Here is a 19042-nt window from a genome sequence, read left to right as displayed (position 1 = left end):
GGACAGACTATGACTCAGCATCAACAGCAGGAACACAGCAGCGAGCAGCGCCGGTCAGCGTTTGACTATCCGGCGTATCAACCGGCTTCGAAACTCAATTTGCAGGCGCAGAAACCCCGGGATGGCAAACTGTGCGGCACTCTCGAAGAGGCCGTTCGCCGTTCGGGGCTCAAAGACGGTATGACCGTTTCCTTCCATCACGCTTTTCGCGGTGGCGATCTGACGCTTAATGCGGTGATGGAGACCCTGGCCCGTATGGGATTTAAAAACCTGACGCTGGCCTCCAGTTCGCTGAACGACTGCCACGCGCCGCTGGTCGATCACATCCGCAATAACGTGGTCAGCCGCATTTACACCTCCGGCCTGCGTGGCCCGCTGGCGGAGGCGATATCACGCGGGCTGCTTGCCGAACCGGTACAAATCCACTCCCACGGCGGCCGAGTAGAGCTGGTTGAGCGCGGCGAACTGAGCATCGATGTCGCCTTTCTTGGCGTACCGGCCTGCGACCCGGCGGGGAACGCCAATGGCCGCATCGGACGCGCCTGCTGCGGCTCATTAGGCTATGCCAAAGTTGATGCCGATTACGCCCATAAGGTGGTGCTGCTGACTGAAGAAATCGTCAGCTACCCGCACGCACCGGCCAGCATTGCGCAGGATCGGGTCGATCTGATTGTTCAGGTCGATCGGGTGGGCGATGCCGACAAAATCGGCGCGGATGCCACCCGCATGACCACCAATCCTCGTGAGCTACTGATCGCCCGCAGCGCCGCCGAAGTGGTGGTTAACTCTGGTTACTTCAGGAACGGATTCTCGCTGCAAACCGGCACCGGCGGTGCCTCACTGGCGGTGACCCGTTTCCTGGAGGACAGTATGCGCCGCCGCGATGTTCACGCCGCGTTTGCCCTGGGCGGCATTACCGCCGCGATGGTCGACCTGCACGAAAAGGGGCTGATCGGCAAGCTGCTCGACGTGCAAAGCTTTGACCGCCACGCGGCGGAATCGCTGGCGCGTAACCCAAACCATATTGAGATCAGCGCCAACCAGTACGCCAACTGGAGTTCAAAAGGTGCCTCGGTCGATCGCCTGGATGTGGTGATCCTCAGCGCGCTGGAGGTGGACACCAGTTTTAACGTCAACGTGCTGACCGGTTCCGACGGCGTACTGCGCGGTGCTTCAGGCGGCCACTGCGACACGGCGGTTGCCGCCGCGCTGTCGATTATCGTTGCTCCGCTGGTTCGGGGCCGTATCCCAACGCTGGTTGATAAGGTCACCACCTGCGTGACGCCTGGTTCCAGCATCGACATTTTGGTTACCGATCACGGTATTGCCGTTAATCCGGCCCGCCCCGAACTGGCCGATCGGCTGAAGGAGGCCGGTATGACGGTGGTGCCGATTGAATGGCTGCGCGAGCGGGCCGAACTGCTGACCGGCAAGCCTCAGCCGATTGCCTTTACCGACCGAACGATTGCGGTGGTGCGCTACCGCGACGGCTCGGTGATTGATGTCGTTCGTCAGGTCAGGGAGTGAATCATGCCGCTATATATCACCTCGGCGACCCGCGCCGTTATCACCGTGGAACAGCTGCTGACCAGCCGGGATGCACGCCGCGCACGTCAGCAGGAATGGCTGTCGCGCGATGCCAGTACGTTAATTTCCTTCACCGTTCTGGCTCCGGGATCGGTAAAAGACAGCCCGCTCACGAGGCACATTTTTAATCGCGGCCTGCGGGCGTTACGGCAGTTACTGGAAGAGTCCGGCTGGGAAATTAACCGCCAGCGCTGCGTTGCGCTCCCCAGCGGCCCGGAAGGTCTGCTGGCGGTTAGCGCTCCCGCCGAACGGGTGAAACGCGCGCTGATCGATCTCGAGCAAGCTTCGCCGCTGGGCAGGCTGTGGGATTTTGACGTGCTCACGCCGCAGGGAACCATGCTGTCACGCAAAGACTTCGGCCTGCCTCCCCGCACCTGTCTGCTGTGTCAGCAGGAGGCCTCGGTGTGCGCCCGCAATCGCGCACATCCGGTGACCGACCTGCTCCGCCAGATGGACGCGCTGCTCCAGAAGGCTGATGCCATTAACCATCATTAAATCCCTGATAGAGGATCGATTATGTCCATTGCGAAAGATAAGATATGGAAATCTCTGGCACCGCTGATTGTTCTCGCCATTATGCTGCTGATCCCGGTGCCTGACGGCATGCCGCCGCAGGCCTGGCACTATTTTGCGGTATTTGTGGCGATGATTGTTGGGATGATCCTTGAGCCCATCCCGGCAACCGCGATCAGTTTTATCGCCGTAACCATCTGCGTTATCGGCAGTCACTACGTGTTGTTTGATGCCTCCGAGCTGGCAGATCCGGAATTTAACGCCGGTAAACAGGCGCTGAAATGGGGGCTGGCGGGCTTTTCCAGCTCGACGGTCTGGCTGGTGTTCGGCGCATTTATCTTCGCGCTGGGCTATGAAGTCACCGGTCTGGGCCGACGTATCGCACTGTTTATGGTTAAGTTTATGGGTAAGCGCACGCTGACGCTGGGCTACGCCATCGTGATCATCGACATTATGCTGGCACCGTTTACCCCTTCCAATACCGCACGTACCGGCGGCACGGTGTTCCCGGTGATCAAAAACCTGCCGCCGCTGTTTAAATCGTTCCCCAACGATCCCTCGTCAAAGCGCATCGGCGGCTACCTGATGTGGATGATGGTGATAGGCACCAGCCTCAGCTCATCGATGTTTATTACCGGTGCCGCGCCTAACGTGCTGGGCCTGGAGTTTGTGGGTAAAATTGCCGGTATTCATATCAGTTGGCTGCAGTGGTTCCTCAGCTTCCTGCCGGTGGGGATTATCCTGCTGATCGTGGCACCCTGGCTGTCCTATATTCTTTATAAGCCAGAGATCACCCACAGCGAGGAAGTCTCAAACTGGGCGGGTGGCGCGCTAAAAGAGATGGGTCGCCTGACGCGCCAGGAGATGACGCTGATTGGTCTGGTGCTGCTGAGCCTGTCTTTGTGGGTATTTGGCGGCAAAATTATTAACGCCACGGCGGTCGGCCTGCTGGCGGTATCCCTGATGCTGGCGCTGCACGTGGTGCCGTGGAAGGACATCACCAAATATCACAGCGCCTGGAATACGCTGGTTAACCTCGCCACGCTGGTGGTGATGGCAAATGGCCTGACCCGCTCCGGCTTTATCGACTGGTTTGCCAACACCATGAGTCGCCATCTGGAGGGATTCTCCCCCAGCGGCACGGTGGTGGCGCTGGTGCTGGTGTTCTACTTTGCCCACTATCTGTTTGCCAGCCTGTCGGCCCACACCGCGACCATGCTGCCGATGATCCTTGCCGTGGGGAAAGGTATTCCCGGCGTGCCGATGGAGCACCTGTGCATCCTGCTGGTGCTGTCTATTGGGATTATGGGCTGCCTGACACCGTATGCCACCGGTCCCGGCGTGATTATCTACGGCTGCGGCTACGTTAAGTCGAAAGATTACTGGCGACTGGGTGCGATATTCGGCGTGGTATTTATTTCGCTACTGCTGCTGGTCGGCTGGCCAATTCTGGCGCTGTGGAGCTGATTTTTCGGGGCAGTTTTTTGGGGGCAGACTGCACTGGCTTTCTGCCCCTTCTTTATGACGCTCCGGATGCCCGAGTTTCTCGGGCAACTCGTATTGACATTATCCTGCTTTCAGCGTGATTTACGCATAAGCCGCATCAAAAAATGCCTTCTCAAGCCCCACCGCACGGCGGAAAAGATCCTCACACAGCGAGGATTCCGTCGGCCCAACGCGGTCAAGTTCCTCACGGATAAATGCCACAAACGCGTTGAAATCCGGATTATCGTGCAGCGTGACCCACTCGGCGTAGACGAAATTCTCCGGCAGAGGTCGGGCAGCCTGAGTCGCCCAGTCATAATACAGCCATTCAGCCACGTTCAGCACGGTAAGGATCGCCGCATAGCTGCGGGTGGCTGCCGCTTCACGCATGATGGCTTTGAAACCGGCCGTCGGCGCAGTATCCGGCTGTTCGTTACGTAGCTGCTCACTGACGCCCAGCGCGGTAAACGAACGCAGGAAATAGGTGTTTTCTTCGGAGGAAACCATCCCGGCAAAGCGGCCAAAACGCAGGCGAGCTTCGGTGGTGTCCGCACTGGCCATTGCAGCGCCAACCAGGATCAGGAAGCTGTCGAGGAAGCGGTGATCCTGAATCAGATAATTGATCATCACACGGTCGTCAACGGTGCCAGTCACCAGCTCCTCAACGAAACGGTGATTAACGGCCGCCGACCAGGTTGGCAGATTCTGATTACGCAGGATTTCGGTAAAACGTTCGGTCATCGTGTTGTCCTGTAAAGTAAAGACAGCGCGACTGAATGTGGATACTCTGGCCGTCTCGATCGGAGGCAGGCAAAAGTCAGACAGGTTGCGCCATCCCTTCGCCGGCATTATCCGGATCAGGTATTAAGGGTCTTCGCACCGTTGCAAGTGCAAACTCTCAGCCCGCTGGTGGGCTCCCCCTGGAAAGGTTCGGCAAGAAACATAACCTGTCAGTTCAGATGTTGTAAACAAAAAACAGCGGCGGACAATTCCGCCGTGTACGCAAAATAGTTTACCAGCGTAACCAACTGCTGTCCCGTCATGTGTTTTGCCAAAATCAGGGTTGCCAATCGATCCAACAGCCCGGTGAGATCGCGCTGATGGATATGTTTTTCATGTCTGAAAAATTACCGAATAAGGCACAACGGCATAGACATAATTCTGAGTATTGCCTCGCATAAATAAATGTAAATTATATGCAATAACCAGTATGTCTTAATAAAAAATCGAATTTACCCGCCTCGGCATTTTTGGTTTAAAAAATTGACCGCCACTGGAACATACTCACCTCGTTTATAACTTAAATATAGAAACTCAGACACTGTCCTCTCGAGTTATTTCAACAATCAAAACCCGCATTGCTAATAATTTTTAATAAACGAGCACTAAATAGCGAAAAATAATTCACACTCAAGGCATCAAAACCGATGAAAAATGGCCAGGGAAAGACCAAAAATCACACCAAATGTTCGACCACATCCCGGCTATGCCGCTGGACCAGCGGGGTCGTTGCCTGTGTGGCTGTGGCTGCCGTGCTTGCCTGGTTAGCCACTCTTATCATCCCCAAACCTGGCTATCCCCTCGCTAAAATATCCTTACCGATGGATGAACAACAGGTTGCACGTGGTGAATATCTGGCTCGCGTGGGTGACTGTGTTGCCTGTCATACGGCCCCCGGTAAACCGGCGTTTAGTGGCGGTTTACCCATCGCCTCCCCGATTGGTGGCATGATCCCGCCGAACATCACGCCGGATAAGAAAACCGGTATTGGTAACTATTCGTTTGGCGACTTTGAACGTGCGGTCAGATACGGCATTGCTCCTTCAGGTGACACGCTATACCCCGCCATGCCGTGGACCTCTTACTCGCGTATTACTGACAACGACATGGCAGCGCTTTATGCCTATTTCATGCACGGTGTTACGCCTGTCGCGGCTCCCCGCGAGCACAACACCATTCCCTGGCCGCTCTCGATGCGCTGGCCCATGACCTGGTGGCGCTGGCTTTTTGTACCAAAACCACTGCCGCCGGGTCCGTTGCCGAAAGAACCGGTTGCGCTCGGTGCTTATTATGTCACCGGCCTCGGCCACTGCGGTGCCTGCCATACGCCCCGCGCCATCACGCTGCAGGAAGTCGTTTTTGATAACAGCAAAGGCACCCAGTACTTGTCCGGCGGTCAGGTCATTGATGGCTATTCGGTGCCCTCACTACGCGGCGAGCAGCGTTCAGGGCTGGGGCAAACTCACGCTGATGAAATCGTTGCGCTACTGAAAACCGGCCGTTCAGATAAAACCGCCACTTTCGGCCCGATGTCCGATGTTGTCACCCACTCCACACAATATATGTCGGACAGCGATCTCTCGGCCATCGCCGCTTATCTGCGCTCGTTACAGCCGAATATCATACAGGATAAGCCCTATTACGATTTAACAACCCTGAATCAGTTATCGCGAGGAGAGGCATTAAGCCCCGGAGCAAAACAGTATTTATCCCACTGCGAAGGCTGCCATTTATCTAACGGACTGGGCTACAAAAATAAATTCCCGGCGCTGGCGTTAAATACCATGGTCAATAATCCCGACCCGGCCAGCTTAATAAAAATTGTGCTGGAAGGCGCAACCAATGCCGAAACAAAACACAACGACACGCTTTATTCCATGCCCGCTTATGCCGATTCACTCAGCGACGGAAATATCGCCGACATATTGAATTTCATTCGTTCGTCATGGGGCAATCAGGCCCCTGAAGTGTCCGCTTCAGCGGTGGCCGAGGTGCAGCAAAATATAACAACACGCAACGCTAACAGCGTACGCGACTAATGAGAACTGACGGAGTGGGTATGAAAAACAGCAATCGCCGCTTACTGATATGGCTTTTCCTGACCAGCATGGCGATTTTCGCTGCGCCGCAGGCACTGGCGATGTCGGATGGCACGGATGGTAAAAGCCAGGAATTTGCGCAGCCCGAAACGGCCAGCCGCTGCATGAGCTGCCATGGTCCGGGCGGTATAAGCCAGAATCCGGAGTGGCCCAATCTGGCCGGGCAAAAAGCACCCTATTTACGCAGTCAGCTCCAGGCCTTTCGTGACGGCAGCCGTAAAAACGGCATGATGCAGAACGTTGTGAACGGTCTGACGGACACAGATATCAGCCAACTTTCTCATTACTTTAGCCAGTTGCCTTCCGCCAACCCGTAATCTGACAAGGAGCTTTTGTGCAGACGTTATTACTGGTACGCAGACATTTCCTCAAGGCCGCAGCTGCCGTTGGCATACTGTTTTCAGGCCTGCTTCGCCCGGTCACCAGTTTTGCTGCCGGCAGCGATCCTGTTCGACCAAAAGGCTTCAAGGGGCCCTTTATCAGCCACGCCGACCCGCGCTATTTCCGCTGGTTCTGGGCGATGACCTGGTACAATAAAAAGCCGAAACGATTCCCTGATGTGATTGCTCAGCCGCTGGACGCTGAAGATATAAAAATCCTGCTGTTCTATGCAAAGCAGACGGGGCGTCGGGTTGCACTGCGCAGCTCCGGGCATAACATCACGCTGGCCCCGTTACGTAACGGCGCAGTGACCATCGACATGTCGCGTTTTAACAGTATTGAGCTGGACCCGCAGACCAAAACCGCCTGGGCCGGGCCCGGGGTTCTTAGTCAGGAATTGAACGAAGCCACCTTTGATAAAGGGCTGGTATTCCCAGGGGCGCATACCGGATTCGTTACCCTCGGTGGATTTCTGTTAGGCGGTGGCATGGGCTGGAATATGCCCGCCTATGGTATGGCGTGTGGGTCGATTCTGGCGGCAGAGGTGATGTTAGCGGACGGCTCGATCGTCATGGCCTCGCCCGAAGAAAACCCGGATCTCTACTGGGCGATGCGCGGCGTTGGCCCGGGATTTTTCGCCGTAGTATTGCGCTACAGACTAAAGCTGCATGACGCGCCTGCCGCGATTATGAACAGTTTTTACTTTCCCGTTACGGACCTGCGCCCCGCGCTGGATGAAATCATGACGCTGCTGCCGGCCAATGCGAAGCGTTCGGAGATCCTCGGCGCGCTGGGCAAGTTCTCCCCGCCGGGTACACCGCCGTCAGAACAGCGCTGGCATCTGGCGCTTAACGTGATTTCATTTGGCAGTACGGAGGCGGAAGCACGGGAAGTGGCCGACATTTTTAATAACAGCAAACTCCCGGATTTGTGCACCCTGCAAAGCGTGCATAATCGCTCCCTGACCTATCTGGATCTGTTCCAGGCGCTGGGCGCAACGGATGCCTACAGCACCAGCAGAACCAGCGAAACGGCCTTTTTCACCGATCGGCCAGAGCTGGCGCTGCCGGTTGTTGCCGAACTGCTGGAAAACGAAGCCGTTGATTCGCGTTCGTTTGGTTTTTCGGTGATTGATACCAATCCGACGGTGCCGGAACCGTGCAGTTTTACCTACTGGGCACCGCACTATATCTCCTGGTATCTGATCGGCTCAACGGAAGAAGAAATTGAGGCGAACAGGAAGCTGATGCTGAAACTCAACGCGGCGATCAAACCGTACGCGAAAGGTTACTACATTAATGAAATCGATTTGGATGTCGCCCCGGAGATGGTGAATCAGTGTTTTTCTGCCGAGAAATGGCAGAAGCTGAATCAGGTCCGGGAAATGTACGATCCGGAAAAACGCTTTTACAGCTATATCAAACAGGAAAAGGACGGGGTTGTTGTCTCTGACATGTGAGGTACAGGAGGCAGTCTGCGCATGCTTTGCGCGTCAATTGCGTCATACGCCAACAGATAATGGCTCATTGGTAATCAGTCATCAATTTTTGATTTCTTAGTTTGGCTTTGAAAAAGTCACTTTGACCTTTATCCAGGCAGCCATTGCGCGCAAGTGCACAATGGCTGGCCATAGTACGGTTACCTGCTGTTCTGTTCCGCATCCCGGCACGGTACTTCCGCCAGCAGCAGCGAAAAATCTTTTAGCGTGCGTTCCAGTGCCCCGTCGTTATTTAGCGTCAAGCACCCTGCCGAGATCGGCTCTGCCGCACGCTGCATCCGACGGGCAATTTCGCTTTCGTCCTCGCGTCCGCGCTGGCGCAGCCGCTTTGCCAGCACCTCCGGCGAAACCTGCAGGCACACCGGCAGCAGACGGTCGCCGTAGCGCTGCTGTGCAATCGCCAGATGGCGGCGCGAACCGTTGACCACCACGTCCAGTCCACTGGCCAGCCACAGATCGATCTCGCTACCCAGCGCGTAGTAAAACTGGTGCGCCTGCCACTCAATGGCAAACATGCCGAACTCGCTGCGGCGCAGGAACTCATGCTCGCTGAGCGCAATATGATTTTCCCCTCCGGCAGAGGCGCTGCGGGTAATATAGCGGTGCGCCACTACCACCCGATCGGGAGCGCTTTCGCGCAGTGCCAGCAGCAGGCTGTCCTTGCCGGAGCCGGATGCCCCCATCAGCCAGATTAACCGCGCCATCAGAACACCATCCGGCCTTTCGCCCAGACGTTTTTGATATAGACCTGTTCCCTTGGCTGATGAACCAGCACCAGATCCGCACGTTTTCCTTCAGCGATCACGCCACGATCGGTCAGCCCGATGGCGTGCGCCGGGTTACGGGTGACCAGCGCAACGGCGGCAGGCAGATCCATCGCGATCTCGTCATCAGCAGCCAGACGGAAGGCGGCATCCAGCAGACTGGCCGGATAGTAATCCGAGGAAAGGATATCCAGCAGCCCCTTCGAGGCCAGGTCGCGTGCTGCTACGTTGCCGGAGTGCGATCCGCCACGAACGATATTCGGCGCGCCCATCAGCACCTGTAGCCCCATCTCGCGCGATGAACATGCGGCCTCTTCGGTGGTCGGGAACTCGGCGACCGTGCTGCCCACGCCTTTCGATTCCAGCACGTGTTCGTGGGTGGCGTCATCATGGCTGGCCAGCGGAATATGATACTGGCGGCACCAGGCGGAGATCGCCTCACGATTTGGCGTCGACCAGCGCGAGGCAAGGCGCAGCTGCTCGGCCTGATAGGCATCCAGCTGCTCGTCGTTCATCTGGTATTTCCCGCCGAAATAGATACGCCAGGCGTCCAGCGAAACGTACTGGCGCTGGCCCGGCGAATGGTCCATCAGCGACACCAGCGACAGTGCCGGATTGCACATCAGCTGTTCAAACAGCGGCAGCGTGGAGTCGTGCGGCAGCTCGCAGCGCAGATGCAGGCGATGCTCGGCGCGGTTCAGGCCGTGTTTTTCACTGTGGCGGATGGCATTAATCATCTTGTTAAGATTTTCCATACGGTGGCCGCCATCGCGCACGTCGCCCACGCCAATCGCATCCAGCACCGTGGTGATCCCGCTGGCAATAATCAGCGCATCGTGGCTGCTCATCGCCGAATGCGCGGGCCAGTCCACCTTCGGGCGCGGGGTGAAAAATTTATCCAGGTTATCGGTGTGCAGCTCCACCATGCCAGGCATCAGCCAGCCGCCTTCACCATCAATGGCACCCGGCAGCTGACTTGGGGTTTCGGCATAGGCGGTAATGATGCCGTTATCACAGGCCAGCGAGCCGCTGACCACTTCCCGTTCGAGGATAAGCTTTACGTTGTTAATGATCATACGGCGTGCTCCGGGGTAACAGACTGCATCACATGCAGACGATCGGCGACGCGTTCGCGCACCGCATTATCATGAAAAATTCCGACGATGGCGGCACCGCGGGCGCGCGCCTGTTCAATCAGCGAAACCACTGCCGCACAGTTAACGCTGTCCAGCGAGGCGGTGGGTTCATCCAACAGCAGAATCGGGGATTCGGCGATAAAACCGCGCGCGATATTGACCCGCTGCTGTTCACCGCCGGAAAATGTTGACGGCGGCAGCGACCACAGACGCGACGGCACGTTCAGATGCCCCAACAGTGCCTGCGCCCGCTCTTCGCTTTCTGCCCGATCCACGCCGCGCTCCAGCAGAGGCTGCATCACCACTTCCAGCGTGCTGATACGCGGGATCACCCGCAGAAACTGGCTGACCCAGCCAATCGTGTCGCGGCGCAGCGCGAGGATCTGCCTGGCCGGGGCGCTGACCAGATCCACCCACTGCTGATGGTGCTCAACCCAGATATGGCCGCTGTCCGGCAGATAGTTACCGTACAGCGAACGCAGCAGTGTGGATTTACCGCTGCCGGAATGCCCGTGCAGCACCACGCATTCGCCAGCGGCCACCTGAAGGGACGCGTTATTCAGCACCGGAAGCCTTGCGCCGTGCTGATTGTGCATGACGAAGGTTTTAGACAGATTCTCGATGCGCAGTTTGAGGTTCATAGCGGTTTCTCAACATGGGTTACAGAATGGATGACACCAGCAGCTGGGTATAGGGATGATGCGGATCGTCAAGCACCCTGTCGGTCAGACCGCTCTCCACCACCTGTCCCTGCTTCATCACCAGCAAACGATGGGCCAGCAGACGCGCCACGCCGAGATCATGGGTGACAATCACCACCGCCAGATTGAGATCGCGCACCAGGTTACGCAGCAGATCCAGCAGCCTCGCCTGCACCGACACATCCAGTCCACCGGTCGGTTCATCCATAAATACCAGCTTCGGTCCGGTGACCAGGTTGCGGGCGATCTGCAAACGCTGCTGCATACCGCCGGAGAAAGTGCCCGGCAGATCATCGATGCGCGCCAGCGGGATCTCCACATCTTCCAGCCACTGGCCGGCCTTCTCGCGGATCTGCCCGTAGTGGCGCTCGCCGACCGCCATCAGCCGCTCGCCGATATTGCCACCGGCCGATACCTGCGCCCGTAATCCGTCCATCGGATACTGATGCACCACGCCCCACTGGGTGCGCAGCAGGCGGCGGCGTTCACTTTCGCTCATCGCATAAAGGTCATTACCCTGATAGATAATTTCGCCGTGCTGCGGCGGCAGTCGGGCCGAAATTGCCTTCAACAGAGTGGTCTTCCCGGAGCCGGATTCCCCGACGATCCCCAGCACTTCACCCGGGTAAAGTTCAAATGACACATCGCTGAAACCCTTACCCGGCGCATAAAGGTGGGTAAGCTGATTAACCGTCAGCAGCGGTGACTCACTATTCATGACTGGCTTTCCTGTTGCTGATGGCAGTAATCGGTATCGGAGCAGACAAACATCCTGGTGCCGCTGTCGTCCATCACCACCTCGTCCAGATAGCTCGTGCGCGACCCGCAGATGGCGCAGGGCTGATCCCACTGCTGGACGGTGAACGGGTGATCGTCGAAGTCGAGGCTTTCCACTTTGGTATACGGCGGCAGCGCATAGATGCGCTTTTCACGCCCGGCACCGAACAGCTGTAGCGCGGGCATCATATGCATTTTCGGGTTGTCGAATTTCGGGATCGGCGACGGGTCCATCACGTAGCGATCGTTGACCTTCACCGGATAGGCATAGGTGGTGGCGATATGACCGTAGCGGGCAATATCCTCATACAGCTTCACCTGCATGATGCCGTACTCTTCCAGCGCGTGCATGGTGCGGGTTTCGGTTTCGCGCGGCTCGATAAAACGCAGCGGTTCGGGGATCGGCACCTGATAAATCAGCACCTGATCTTCAGTCAGCGGAGTCTCGGGAATGCGGTGGCGGGTCTGGATCAGCGTAGCATCTACGGTACGCTCGGTTACCGCTGCGCCGCTAACCCGCTGGAAAAATCGGCGGATAGAAACCGCATTGGTCGTATCGTCGGCGCCCTGATCGATCACCTTCAGCACGTCGTGTTCGCCGATCATACTGGCGGTCAGCTGGATGCCGCCGGTTCCCCAGCCGTAGGGCATCGGCATTTCACGCCCGCCGAACGGAACCTGATAACCAGGGATCGCCACCGCCTTGAGGATCGCCCGGCGGATAGTGCGTTTGCTTTGCTCATCCAGATAGCCCGGATTGTAACCATGCAGTTCAGCCACGTTGCTTCTCCTGATACTCCGCGCGCAGGCGCTTTAACAGTTCCAGCTCGGCCTGGAAATCGACGTAGTGCGGCAGCTTGAGGTGCGAAACAAAGCCCGCCGCCTCAACGTTATCCGCGTGCGACAGGACAAATTCCTCGTCTTGTGCCGGGCTGGTGATGCGCTCGCCGTACTCATCGGTTTGCAGAGCGCGATCCACCAGCGCCATCGCCATCGCTTTACGCTCGGCGCGGCCAAAGACCAGGCCGTAGCCGCGGGTGAAATGCGGTGCGGCATCGGCAGGGGTGGTAAAGCCGTTGACCATTTCACATTCGGTCAGCAGGATTTCGCCGATCTCCAGCAGGAAGCCCAGCTCCTCGGGCGCGATTTCCACCGTGACGTAGCCGGTACGGATCTCACCGGCAAACGGATGGGTGCGGCCGTAGCCGCGCTGGGTGGAATAGCCCAGCGCCAGCAGGAAACCCTCATCGCCGCGCACCAGCTGCTGTAGCTTCGCCGAGCGCGGCAGCGGGTAAGATGGCGGATCGCGGGTAATATCCAGCGGTTCACTGCCGTCATCCTCTTCGGCAATTGCCAGTCCTTCACGGGTCATCAGGTCAAACATATGCGGGCAGCGCTCGTCCAGCGGCTGTTCTGCTCGCTGCGCGGGCGGCGTTTTTCCCTCGGCCAGCAGGGTAAAATCCAGCAGGCGGTGGGTGTAATCGTAGGTTGGCCCCAGCAGCTGTCCGCCGGGCAGATCTTTATAAACGGCGGAGATCCGTCGCTCTACGCGCATCTTTCCGCTCTCCAGCGGCAGGCTGTCCGCGAGGCGCGGCAGCGTGGTGCGATAGGCGCGCAGCAGGAAAATCGCCTCCACCAGATCGCCACTGGCCTGCTTGATAGCCAGCGCGGCCAGCTCGCGGTCGTGGATGCCGCCTTCGGTCATCACCCTGTCCACCGCCAGGCCCAGCTGCTGGTCAATCTGCTGACACTGCAACTCCGCCTCACTGCGGTCGCCGCGTCGCAGATCTTCCTGTAGCCGGTGGGCGGCGGCTATCGCCTTCTCGCCCCCTTTCACCGCAACGTACATCAGCACACCTCCACATTGGTGGTGCGCGGCAGGGCCATCATGTTTTCGCCACAGGTGAAGATCAGATCGATACCCTGAGGGAAGGTATGCGCGCGTTTACGCAGGAATTTCAGCACGCTTTCCGGCAGCTGCGGCGCAATCGCCCGGGTTTCCATCAGTCCGGGACCGCGCAGGCGCAGCGTCAGACCACCGCTCAGCCCGGCGACATCAATAATCAGCGTGCTGCTTTTCTCCGGCGAGACGTTGTCGCCCGGCGAGAAGCTGGCGATATCAACGGCGGATTTGGCGTGCAGTAGAGCAAACGGCGCGTCGGTACGATCGGTAACCGGCGCACCGGTGTGAAAACGCAGATTGTTCAGCAGCGCCTCATCATGAAAGCGCTCATCGATCCACAGCGGTGTTTCACGATCCACCAACGTCATCAGCACCGCCGTTGCCGCCACAGAGGTACGCCCCCAGGCGGGCAGCGACGGCAGAGAAACCATCACGCCCGGCTCGCTCATGGCTTTAAGAATACGACGGAAGGCGTGCTGGGCATCGGCGACCGGATGGCTGAAACTGGCGAGTAGAGTCATTAATTGTCTCCCCTGACAAGGGTGAAGAAGTCAACGCGACTGCTGGCAACTTCACGGGAACGCAGCAGCAGCTGTTCCTGACGTGCGGCGGCCAGCGGCGCAATAATCTGTTGGTGAAGAGTCTGTGCGCTGTCGTCCTGTAGCAGGGCATCCAGCAGCGCGCAGCGTTCAGCATGGGCTTTATCGCGCCCGATAATATAGCTGTAGCCGCAGGTGCCATTTTCCAGCTGGACCACCGCGCGGGTGACGGTGGTATCACCGAGAATAAAGCGTCGCCCGGTTCCCCCCATTCGCGCCTGGAGACGGGTCAGCCCGGTTTCCGGCGCGCGCAGCAGTTGGTACTGCGGTTGCAGCGTTGATGGCCAGTGCGCCAGCAGCTGTTGCGGGCTGCTGTGGGCCAGTACTGAGAGCCAGTGCTGGCGGGCCTTATGTGCTTCCATTTAATGCTCCAGCGTGAGTTCAATCATGTCGGCACGCGTCAGGCTGACGGAGTATTCCGCCATCGCGCCGCTGCCGTTACGGGTATTCAGAGTGCGCACGCACAGCAGTGGTGCATGCAGCGTAACTTCCAGCAGACGGCTCTCTTTTGCCTGTGCGCGGCGGGCAGCGATGCGCGTCTGCTTGCGCGTCAGATCTTCGCCCAACTGCTGGCTGATAAAGTCGTGCAGCGATCCGCTGGTAAACTTTTGCAGCTGTGGCCACCAGTCCAGATCGGGCAGGTAGTGATTAATCACGCACACCGGCACGCCGTTAACCCGGCGAAGGGTGCGCAGGTGGATCACCGTATCGCCCTCGTTACAGGCCAGCGCGACGGCTACTTCAGCGTTGCAGGGGCGTAACACGGCCAGCAGGCGTTCGCTGGTGGGGTGGCTCCCCTGCTCCATCAGGTTCTGGCTGAACCGTGCCTGTGCGTGCAGCGGGTAGTCGTACGGGCGCATCAGCACCAGAATGCCAACGCCCTGACGGCGCTGAACCAGTCCTTTATCAACCAGTTCATCCACCGCGCGGCGCAGGGTATGACGGTTGACCTCATAGTGTGCGGCCAGCTGTTTTTCCGACGGCAGATATTCGCCGCAGCGATAGCGGCTGCGCAGTTCATCTTCCAGCCGGGCGGCGATGGCCTGATATAAAGTGGTCGGATGTCTGGATAAGTTGAGCATTAAAAAATCTCCACAGCGTCATACCCGGCGGGAAGCTGTCTTCAAATTGCTGCTTCCTGCCACCGATGGCCGTTACTTTGCCGGGGTTGTGTGACACTGCGGTTAAGGGGAGATGACGTTTGTGAAATGGTGCTAAAGCGGAGCGTTAGGGCATCGGATTCGCGGGCAGTCAGGTGTTCAGGCCGACCGTTAAATCTTTGTGTTGCTGCCAGAAATGATCGCTAATCTGGCCCTTCGGAGAGTTTTCGCGGCGAGAACTGTGAATGGGGTGACCGTTTCGGGCAGAACGCCGGGGCGCCGTAAACCCATTCCCTGGGGGCTTGGCTGCCGCATCCTTGCGGCAGACACCCGGCTAACCTGTCCCGTAACGGTTCCCCTTTAAAATCATTCCGTTGCTGCCAGAGGAACGTGGCTTTCAGGCAGCTACTCAGGAGTATGCGGGCAATCGGGGCTGGGCGGGTTAGCGGGCCGTCCGAGCACAGGGAAGTGCGAGGTCGAGCGAACACGGACGTGACAGCGGGTCCGCGTTCCGGCCAGCCCCGATACGCCAGATGCGAAACAAGCAGCTACACCAAATCCCAAACTGATAAGCCAGCCTCTCAGCTTTCAGAGACCACACCTCTTCATATCTGACTTATAGTTATTACCTCTGCCCCAAAACAGGAAATGCAAAATGGATCAAGAACGCTGGGCCGCCGTCGATAATTACCTGATTGAACAACTCGTCCCGCAGGATGAGGCCCTGCAGGCCGCACTGGATGCCAACAAACACGCCGGACTGCCGCCGATTGACGTGGCCCCTAATCAGGGAAAGTTACTCTATCTATTCGCCAAAATGATCGGTGCCAGACGCATTCTGGAAATCGGCACGCTGGGTGGGTACAGCACGATCTGGCTGGCACGTGCGCTGCCGGAGGATGGCAAAGTGATCACCCTTGAGTATCAACCGCGCCACGCCGAAATCGCCAGTCACAACATTCGCAGCGCCGGGCTGGAAAGCAAAGTGACTATCCTGGTTGGTGCCGCACGGGATACGCTGCCAACCCTCGAAGGTTCCGCCCCGTTCGATATGATCTTTATCGATGCCGACAAGCAAAATAACCCGATCTATCTGGAGTGGGCGCTGAAATACTCGCGTTCCGGTACGGTAATCATCGGTGATAACGTGGTTCGCAGCGGGAAAATTACCGATGCCGAAGATGCCGATCCGAATCTGCAAGGGCTGCGGGAATTTCTCAGTCTGGTGGGCAACGACGATCGGCTGGAAGCCACGGCGGTTCAAACTGTCGGGGCCAAAGGCTGGGATGGACTGGCGATGGCGCGAGTGAAATAAGATACTTTCGAGCCTGACGGCCGTTATGTGGCCCATCTATGACGTCCCGTTGCAGCCTTTCTGGCTTCTGTGCCGCTGTTTTTAAAACCGTGCTGAGTGCTTATCCCTTTGGCTTCTGTACGGTTGTTTTAAAACCGGGCTGTGGTAGGTCAGAGCGTTACGGACAGATCGCCAAGGCGCCGTTAATCCATCCCAGTAACCCTGTCTGCCGCATCCATGCGGCAGACACCCAGCTAACCTGTCCCGTAGCGCTCTGCCCTTCTGGCCTCTATTTCACGATTTTAAAACCGGGCTGGGTGGTCATTCCTTGAGTTTTTGTGCGGCTGTCTTTGAAAACGGGCTGTGGTGGTTGGGGGCTCCCGGTATTGTGTAGATCGATGCTAGCCATGAGGACATTCCCGAGTGGGGATTTGCACTCACTCGACCATACATTTGCATTTTACCTGCCTGCCTGTTTGCATTTCATTTGGATATCTGCCACAACAAAATGAAAACAAGTCATCTACTGAATTGACTGACGGCTTTGAGCGAGGAACGGACATTGCTAACAGCATTCTGTGTGAATCAACAGGGAGCAGGTCAGTATAATTATATAAGTCTTTGCCCTTAGATCTTGGATTGATTTGTTGAAGTTTCACGAAAATAATGATAAACAAAAAAAGTAGCAATAATAATGGATTTAATTATGGAATGGAGATTTTTAGGTTCTATATCAGAGGCCAGGAAATCTGGCTGTAGTGGAGTTTATCTTATTGTCCATAAAGGACTTTTCAATCGTGTGGTTTACGTTGGGGTAAGTTGTAATGTAGGCAGAAGGATAAACGAACATTACGACGGTTACCTGAGAGGAAACCGAACAATTTATGCCGCGGGTCACGATGATGATGTGTATCGATTCATGTCAGCTTATAAAATTCATAACCACACAAAGCACTATCAAGCCTTGGCGAAGGATTATAAGATATGGGCATCTACAACATTATATTCTGATTTTCCGAAAAACATGCTAGCTAAAAGCCAAACCTTTGATACTGACTGGCAGAGCATTGCATTAGAAAAATATATTCCTCAACTGGTAGTATGGGCCCTTCCAATGGCAGGTTACTGTTATTCAAATGCAAGCAGGATTGAAAGTGTAATCCAATCAAAGCTCATTAAATCTTTTGATTTGAGAGGTTTTTTTAATATAAAGCAACTAAGCATATTGGGTAAAATTGAATTCCCGCATATGGAGAAGGCCAAGGCTTTTATTATTGATACGCCTGATTTAGATCCGGCATCCAAACTTATTTTTAGTAATCTGTATAACAAGGAAACTGATGAAAATTTCCTTAAAGAGTTCCGCTCACAGTTTAAAAGCGAGATTTCTCAGAGGGAAAGTGAAATTCAGAGAAAGCGAACTATCAGAGAGCATAAGGTATCTCTTTATGAAAATTTTGGCAAACCCTGGACTTTAAAGGAAATGGAAAAACTTAGAGTCATGCTTGTCGATTTTGATTTATCCCCGACAGAAATAGCTGAGTATCTAGGAAGAGAACCTCGCTCTATCTCTAAAAAAATAAGTGAAAATGATAAAGTTACTAATTATAAATGGAGAGAGAGCGTCGGCTGGTTGTGACGTTACGTTTTGATCGAAATAACCCCATTTTGCAATGGTCCGCACTTAGCACGAAGCGGACGTTGTGTAAACATCCCCATTACGATTGATCGCGCTGGAGGCTAAGTTCATAAACTACGCAGGGCACATCGTAATGCTGTTCTATTGCTTTGTAAGTCATACCTAATCGCTGCATCACTCTCTGAGAGGGCATATTCTCTGGATCAGCAACAGCCACTAAATACGTTGCGCCAATCTGCTCAGCCGCAAAATTAATAATCGCTTTAGCCGCTTCGGTTGCATAGCCTTTGCCATTCTGTTCTGGGACGAGTCGCCAGCCAATCTCTAAGGGTTCACCCTCAACGTTTGCCAAGTATTGGAGGCATGCTGCGCCAACGATGGCCTCGGAAGCCTTCTCTTTGATAGCCCACCACGAAAATCCGTATTTGTCCCAACGGGCCTGAACACGCCTGATACTTTCCCAAGTCTCTTCCGGTGTCTTAACAATACCCTTGCTGATATAACGCATCACGCCGGAATCGTTATCCATCAACCTTAAGCCTTCGTAGTGTGAATCATGAAAGGGCTCAAGCATTAAACGCGCAGTTTCTAAATTCATCTGACAAACCTCTTTCCTTGAAGATGTTAACTTTATGCCACACTCTTCATCAACATATCACGCTTTTAACAACGTCCGCTCCTGGCACACAGCAAACATTCAAATATTCAAAATGTGTACAACCAGATTTTGCTGGCGATGGTCGAGAAAAATGCAAACGGGTAGTAAGACCGGATGCAGTTACTCAC

19 protein-coding genes and 1 riboswitch are annotated in these 19042 nt (G+C 56.0%); of the genes, 8 read left to right on the top strand and 11 right to left on the bottom strand.

The window, feature by feature from the left end:
- Positions 1-9 precede the first annotated feature (9 nt).
- From citF to IBT47_RS13390, 3 genes are read left to right on the top strand one after another with little or no spacing between them, the layout of a single operon-like run.
- Positions 10-1527: a citrate lyase subunit alpha gene (gene citF, locus IBT47_RS13400; protein WP_200560803.1), complete on the top strand. Its 1518-nt coding sequence runs from the start codon at positions 10-12 to the stop codon at positions 1525-1527.
- Positions 1528-1530: 3 nt separating this feature from the next.
- The gene (gene citX / locus IBT47_RS13395; RefSeq protein WP_200560802.1) at positions 1531-2082 is read left to right on the top strand and encodes a citrate lyase holo-[acyl-carrier protein] synthase; all 552 of its coding nucleotides are present in this window, start codon (positions 1531-1533) and stop codon (positions 2080-2082) included.
- Positions 2083-2103: 21 nt separating this feature from the next.
- Entirely contained in the window at positions 2104-3567 is a 1464-nt protein-coding gene (locus IBT47_RS13390) for an anion permease (protein ID WP_200560801.1), read from the top strand.
- Between the two features lie 120 nt (positions 3568-3687).
- On the opposite strand, the gene IBT47_RS13385 is transcribed toward IBT47_RS13390, so the two are convergent.
- Complete coding sequence (locus IBT47_RS13385; protein ID WP_200560800.1) at positions 3688-4326, bottom strand: TenA family protein; 639 nt, start codon at positions 4324-4326, stop codon at positions 3688-3690.
- Positions 4327-4402: 76 nt separating this feature from the next.
- A riboswitch (TPP riboswitch) is annotated at positions 4403-4516 on the bottom strand.
- 496 nt (positions 4517-5012) lie between these two features.
- Between IBT47_RS13385 and IBT47_RS13380 the strand changes: the two genes are divergently transcribed.
- The 3 genes from IBT47_RS13380 to IBT47_RS13370 are packed head-to-tail and all read left to right on the top strand — an operon-like array spanning position 5013 to position 8304.
- Complete coding sequence (locus IBT47_RS13380; RefSeq protein WP_200560799.1) at positions 5013-6404, top strand: cytochrome c; 1392 nt, start codon at positions 5013-5015, stop codon at positions 6402-6404.
- A 20-nt stretch (positions 6405-6424) separates the two neighbouring features.
- Positions 6425-6781, top strand: coding sequence for a cytochrome c (locus tag IBT47_RS13375; protein WP_200560798.1), 357 nt, complete (start codon positions 6425-6427; stop codon positions 6779-6781).
- Between the two features lie 17 nt (positions 6782-6798).
- Positions 6799-8304 carry an FAD-binding oxidoreductase gene (locus IBT47_RS13370; RefSeq protein WP_200560797.1) on the top strand — a complete coding sequence of 502 codons (1506 nt, stop codon included), beginning with the start codon at positions 6799-6801 and terminating at the stop codon, positions 8302-8304.
- A 179-nt stretch (positions 8305-8483) separates the two neighbouring features.
- Here the strand turns inward: IBT47_RS13370 and phnN are convergent, their stop codons facing one another.
- The 9 genes from phnN to phnF are packed head-to-tail and all read right to left on the bottom strand — an operon-like array spanning position 8484 to position 15305.
- Positions 8484-9047, bottom strand: a complete 564-nt coding sequence (phnN, locus tag IBT47_RS13365) for a ribose 1,5-bisphosphokinase (RefSeq protein WP_200560796.1) — start codon at positions 9045-9047, stop codon at positions 8484-8486.
- Positions 9047-10183, bottom strand: coding sequence for an alpha-D-ribose 1-methylphosphonate 5-triphosphate diphosphatase (phnM, locus tag IBT47_RS13360; RefSeq protein ID WP_200560795.1), 1137 nt, complete (start codon positions 10181-10183; stop codon positions 9047-9049). The genes phnN and phnM overlap by 1 nt, the downstream gene beginning before the upstream one ends.
- Entirely contained in the window at positions 10180-10884 is a 705-nt protein-coding gene (gene phnL, locus IBT47_RS13355; protein WP_105594868.1) for a phosphonate C-P lyase system protein PhnL, read from the bottom strand. The genes phnM and phnL overlap by 4 nt, the downstream gene beginning before the upstream one ends.
- Positions 10885-10903: 19 nt before the next feature.
- Positions 10904-11662: a phosphonate C-P lyase system protein PhnK gene (gene phnK, locus IBT47_RS13350; protein WP_105594867.1), complete on the bottom strand. Its 759-nt coding sequence runs from the start codon at positions 11660-11662 to the stop codon at positions 10904-10906.
- Positions 11659-12501, bottom strand: a complete 843-nt coding sequence (locus IBT47_RS13345) for an alpha-D-ribose 1-methylphosphonate 5-phosphate C-P-lyase PhnJ (protein ID WP_105594866.1) — start codon at positions 12499-12501, stop codon at positions 11659-11661. The genes phnK and IBT47_RS13345 overlap by 4 nt, the downstream gene beginning before the upstream one ends.
- Entirely contained in the window at positions 12494-13570 is a 1077-nt protein-coding gene (locus IBT47_RS13340; protein WP_200560794.1) for a carbon-phosphorus lyase complex subunit PhnI, read from the bottom strand. Before IBT47_RS13340 ends, IBT47_RS13345 begins: the two co-directional genes overlap by 8 nt.
- Entirely contained in the window at positions 13570-14145 is a 576-nt protein-coding gene (gene phnH, locus IBT47_RS13335) for a phosphonate C-P lyase system protein PhnH (RefSeq protein WP_200547813.1), read from the bottom strand. Before phnH ends, IBT47_RS13340 begins: the two co-directional genes overlap by 1 nt.
- Complete coding sequence (phnG, locus tag IBT47_RS13330; RefSeq protein ID WP_105594863.1) at positions 14145-14585, bottom strand: phosphonate C-P lyase system protein PhnG; 441 nt, start codon at positions 14583-14585, stop codon at positions 14145-14147. The genes phnH and phnG overlap by 1 nt, the downstream gene beginning before the upstream one ends.
- Positions 14586-15305, bottom strand: a complete 720-nt coding sequence (gene phnF / locus IBT47_RS13325; protein ID WP_200560793.1) for a phosphonate metabolism transcriptional regulator PhnF — start codon at positions 15303-15305, stop codon at positions 14586-14588.
- A gap of 673 nt (positions 15306-15978) precedes the next feature.
- Here phnF and IBT47_RS13320 point away from each other — a divergent pair.
- Both IBT47_RS13320 and IBT47_RS13315 read left to right on the top strand, forming a co-directional pair.
- Positions 15979-16638: an O-methyltransferase gene (locus IBT47_RS13320; RefSeq protein WP_200560792.1), complete on the top strand. Its 660-nt coding sequence runs from the start codon at positions 15979-15981 to the stop codon at positions 16636-16638.
- A gap of 673 nt (positions 16639-17311) precedes the next feature.
- Positions 17312-18256: a GIY-YIG nuclease family protein gene (locus tag IBT47_RS13315; RefSeq protein WP_200560791.1), complete on the top strand. Its 945-nt coding sequence runs from the start codon at positions 17312-17314 to the stop codon at positions 18254-18256.
- Positions 18257-18335: 79 nt separating this feature from the next.
- On the opposite strand, the gene IBT47_RS13310 is transcribed toward IBT47_RS13315, so the two are convergent.
- Positions 18336-18854, bottom strand: a complete 519-nt coding sequence (locus IBT47_RS13310) for a GNAT family N-acetyltransferase (RefSeq protein WP_200560790.1) — start codon at positions 18852-18854, stop codon at positions 18336-18338.
- Positions 18855-19042: the final 188 nt, after the last annotated feature.

Source organism: Erwinia sp. S43 (genome assembly GCF_016624745.1).
In the GTDB taxonomy this organism is placed as follows: domain Bacteria; phylum Pseudomonadota; class Gammaproteobacteria; order Enterobacterales; family Enterobacteriaceae; genus Erwinia; species Erwinia coffeiphila.
The sequence above is the reverse complement of the archived record's forward strand: the minus strand, read 5'-3'. Positions and strand labels throughout refer to the sequence as shown.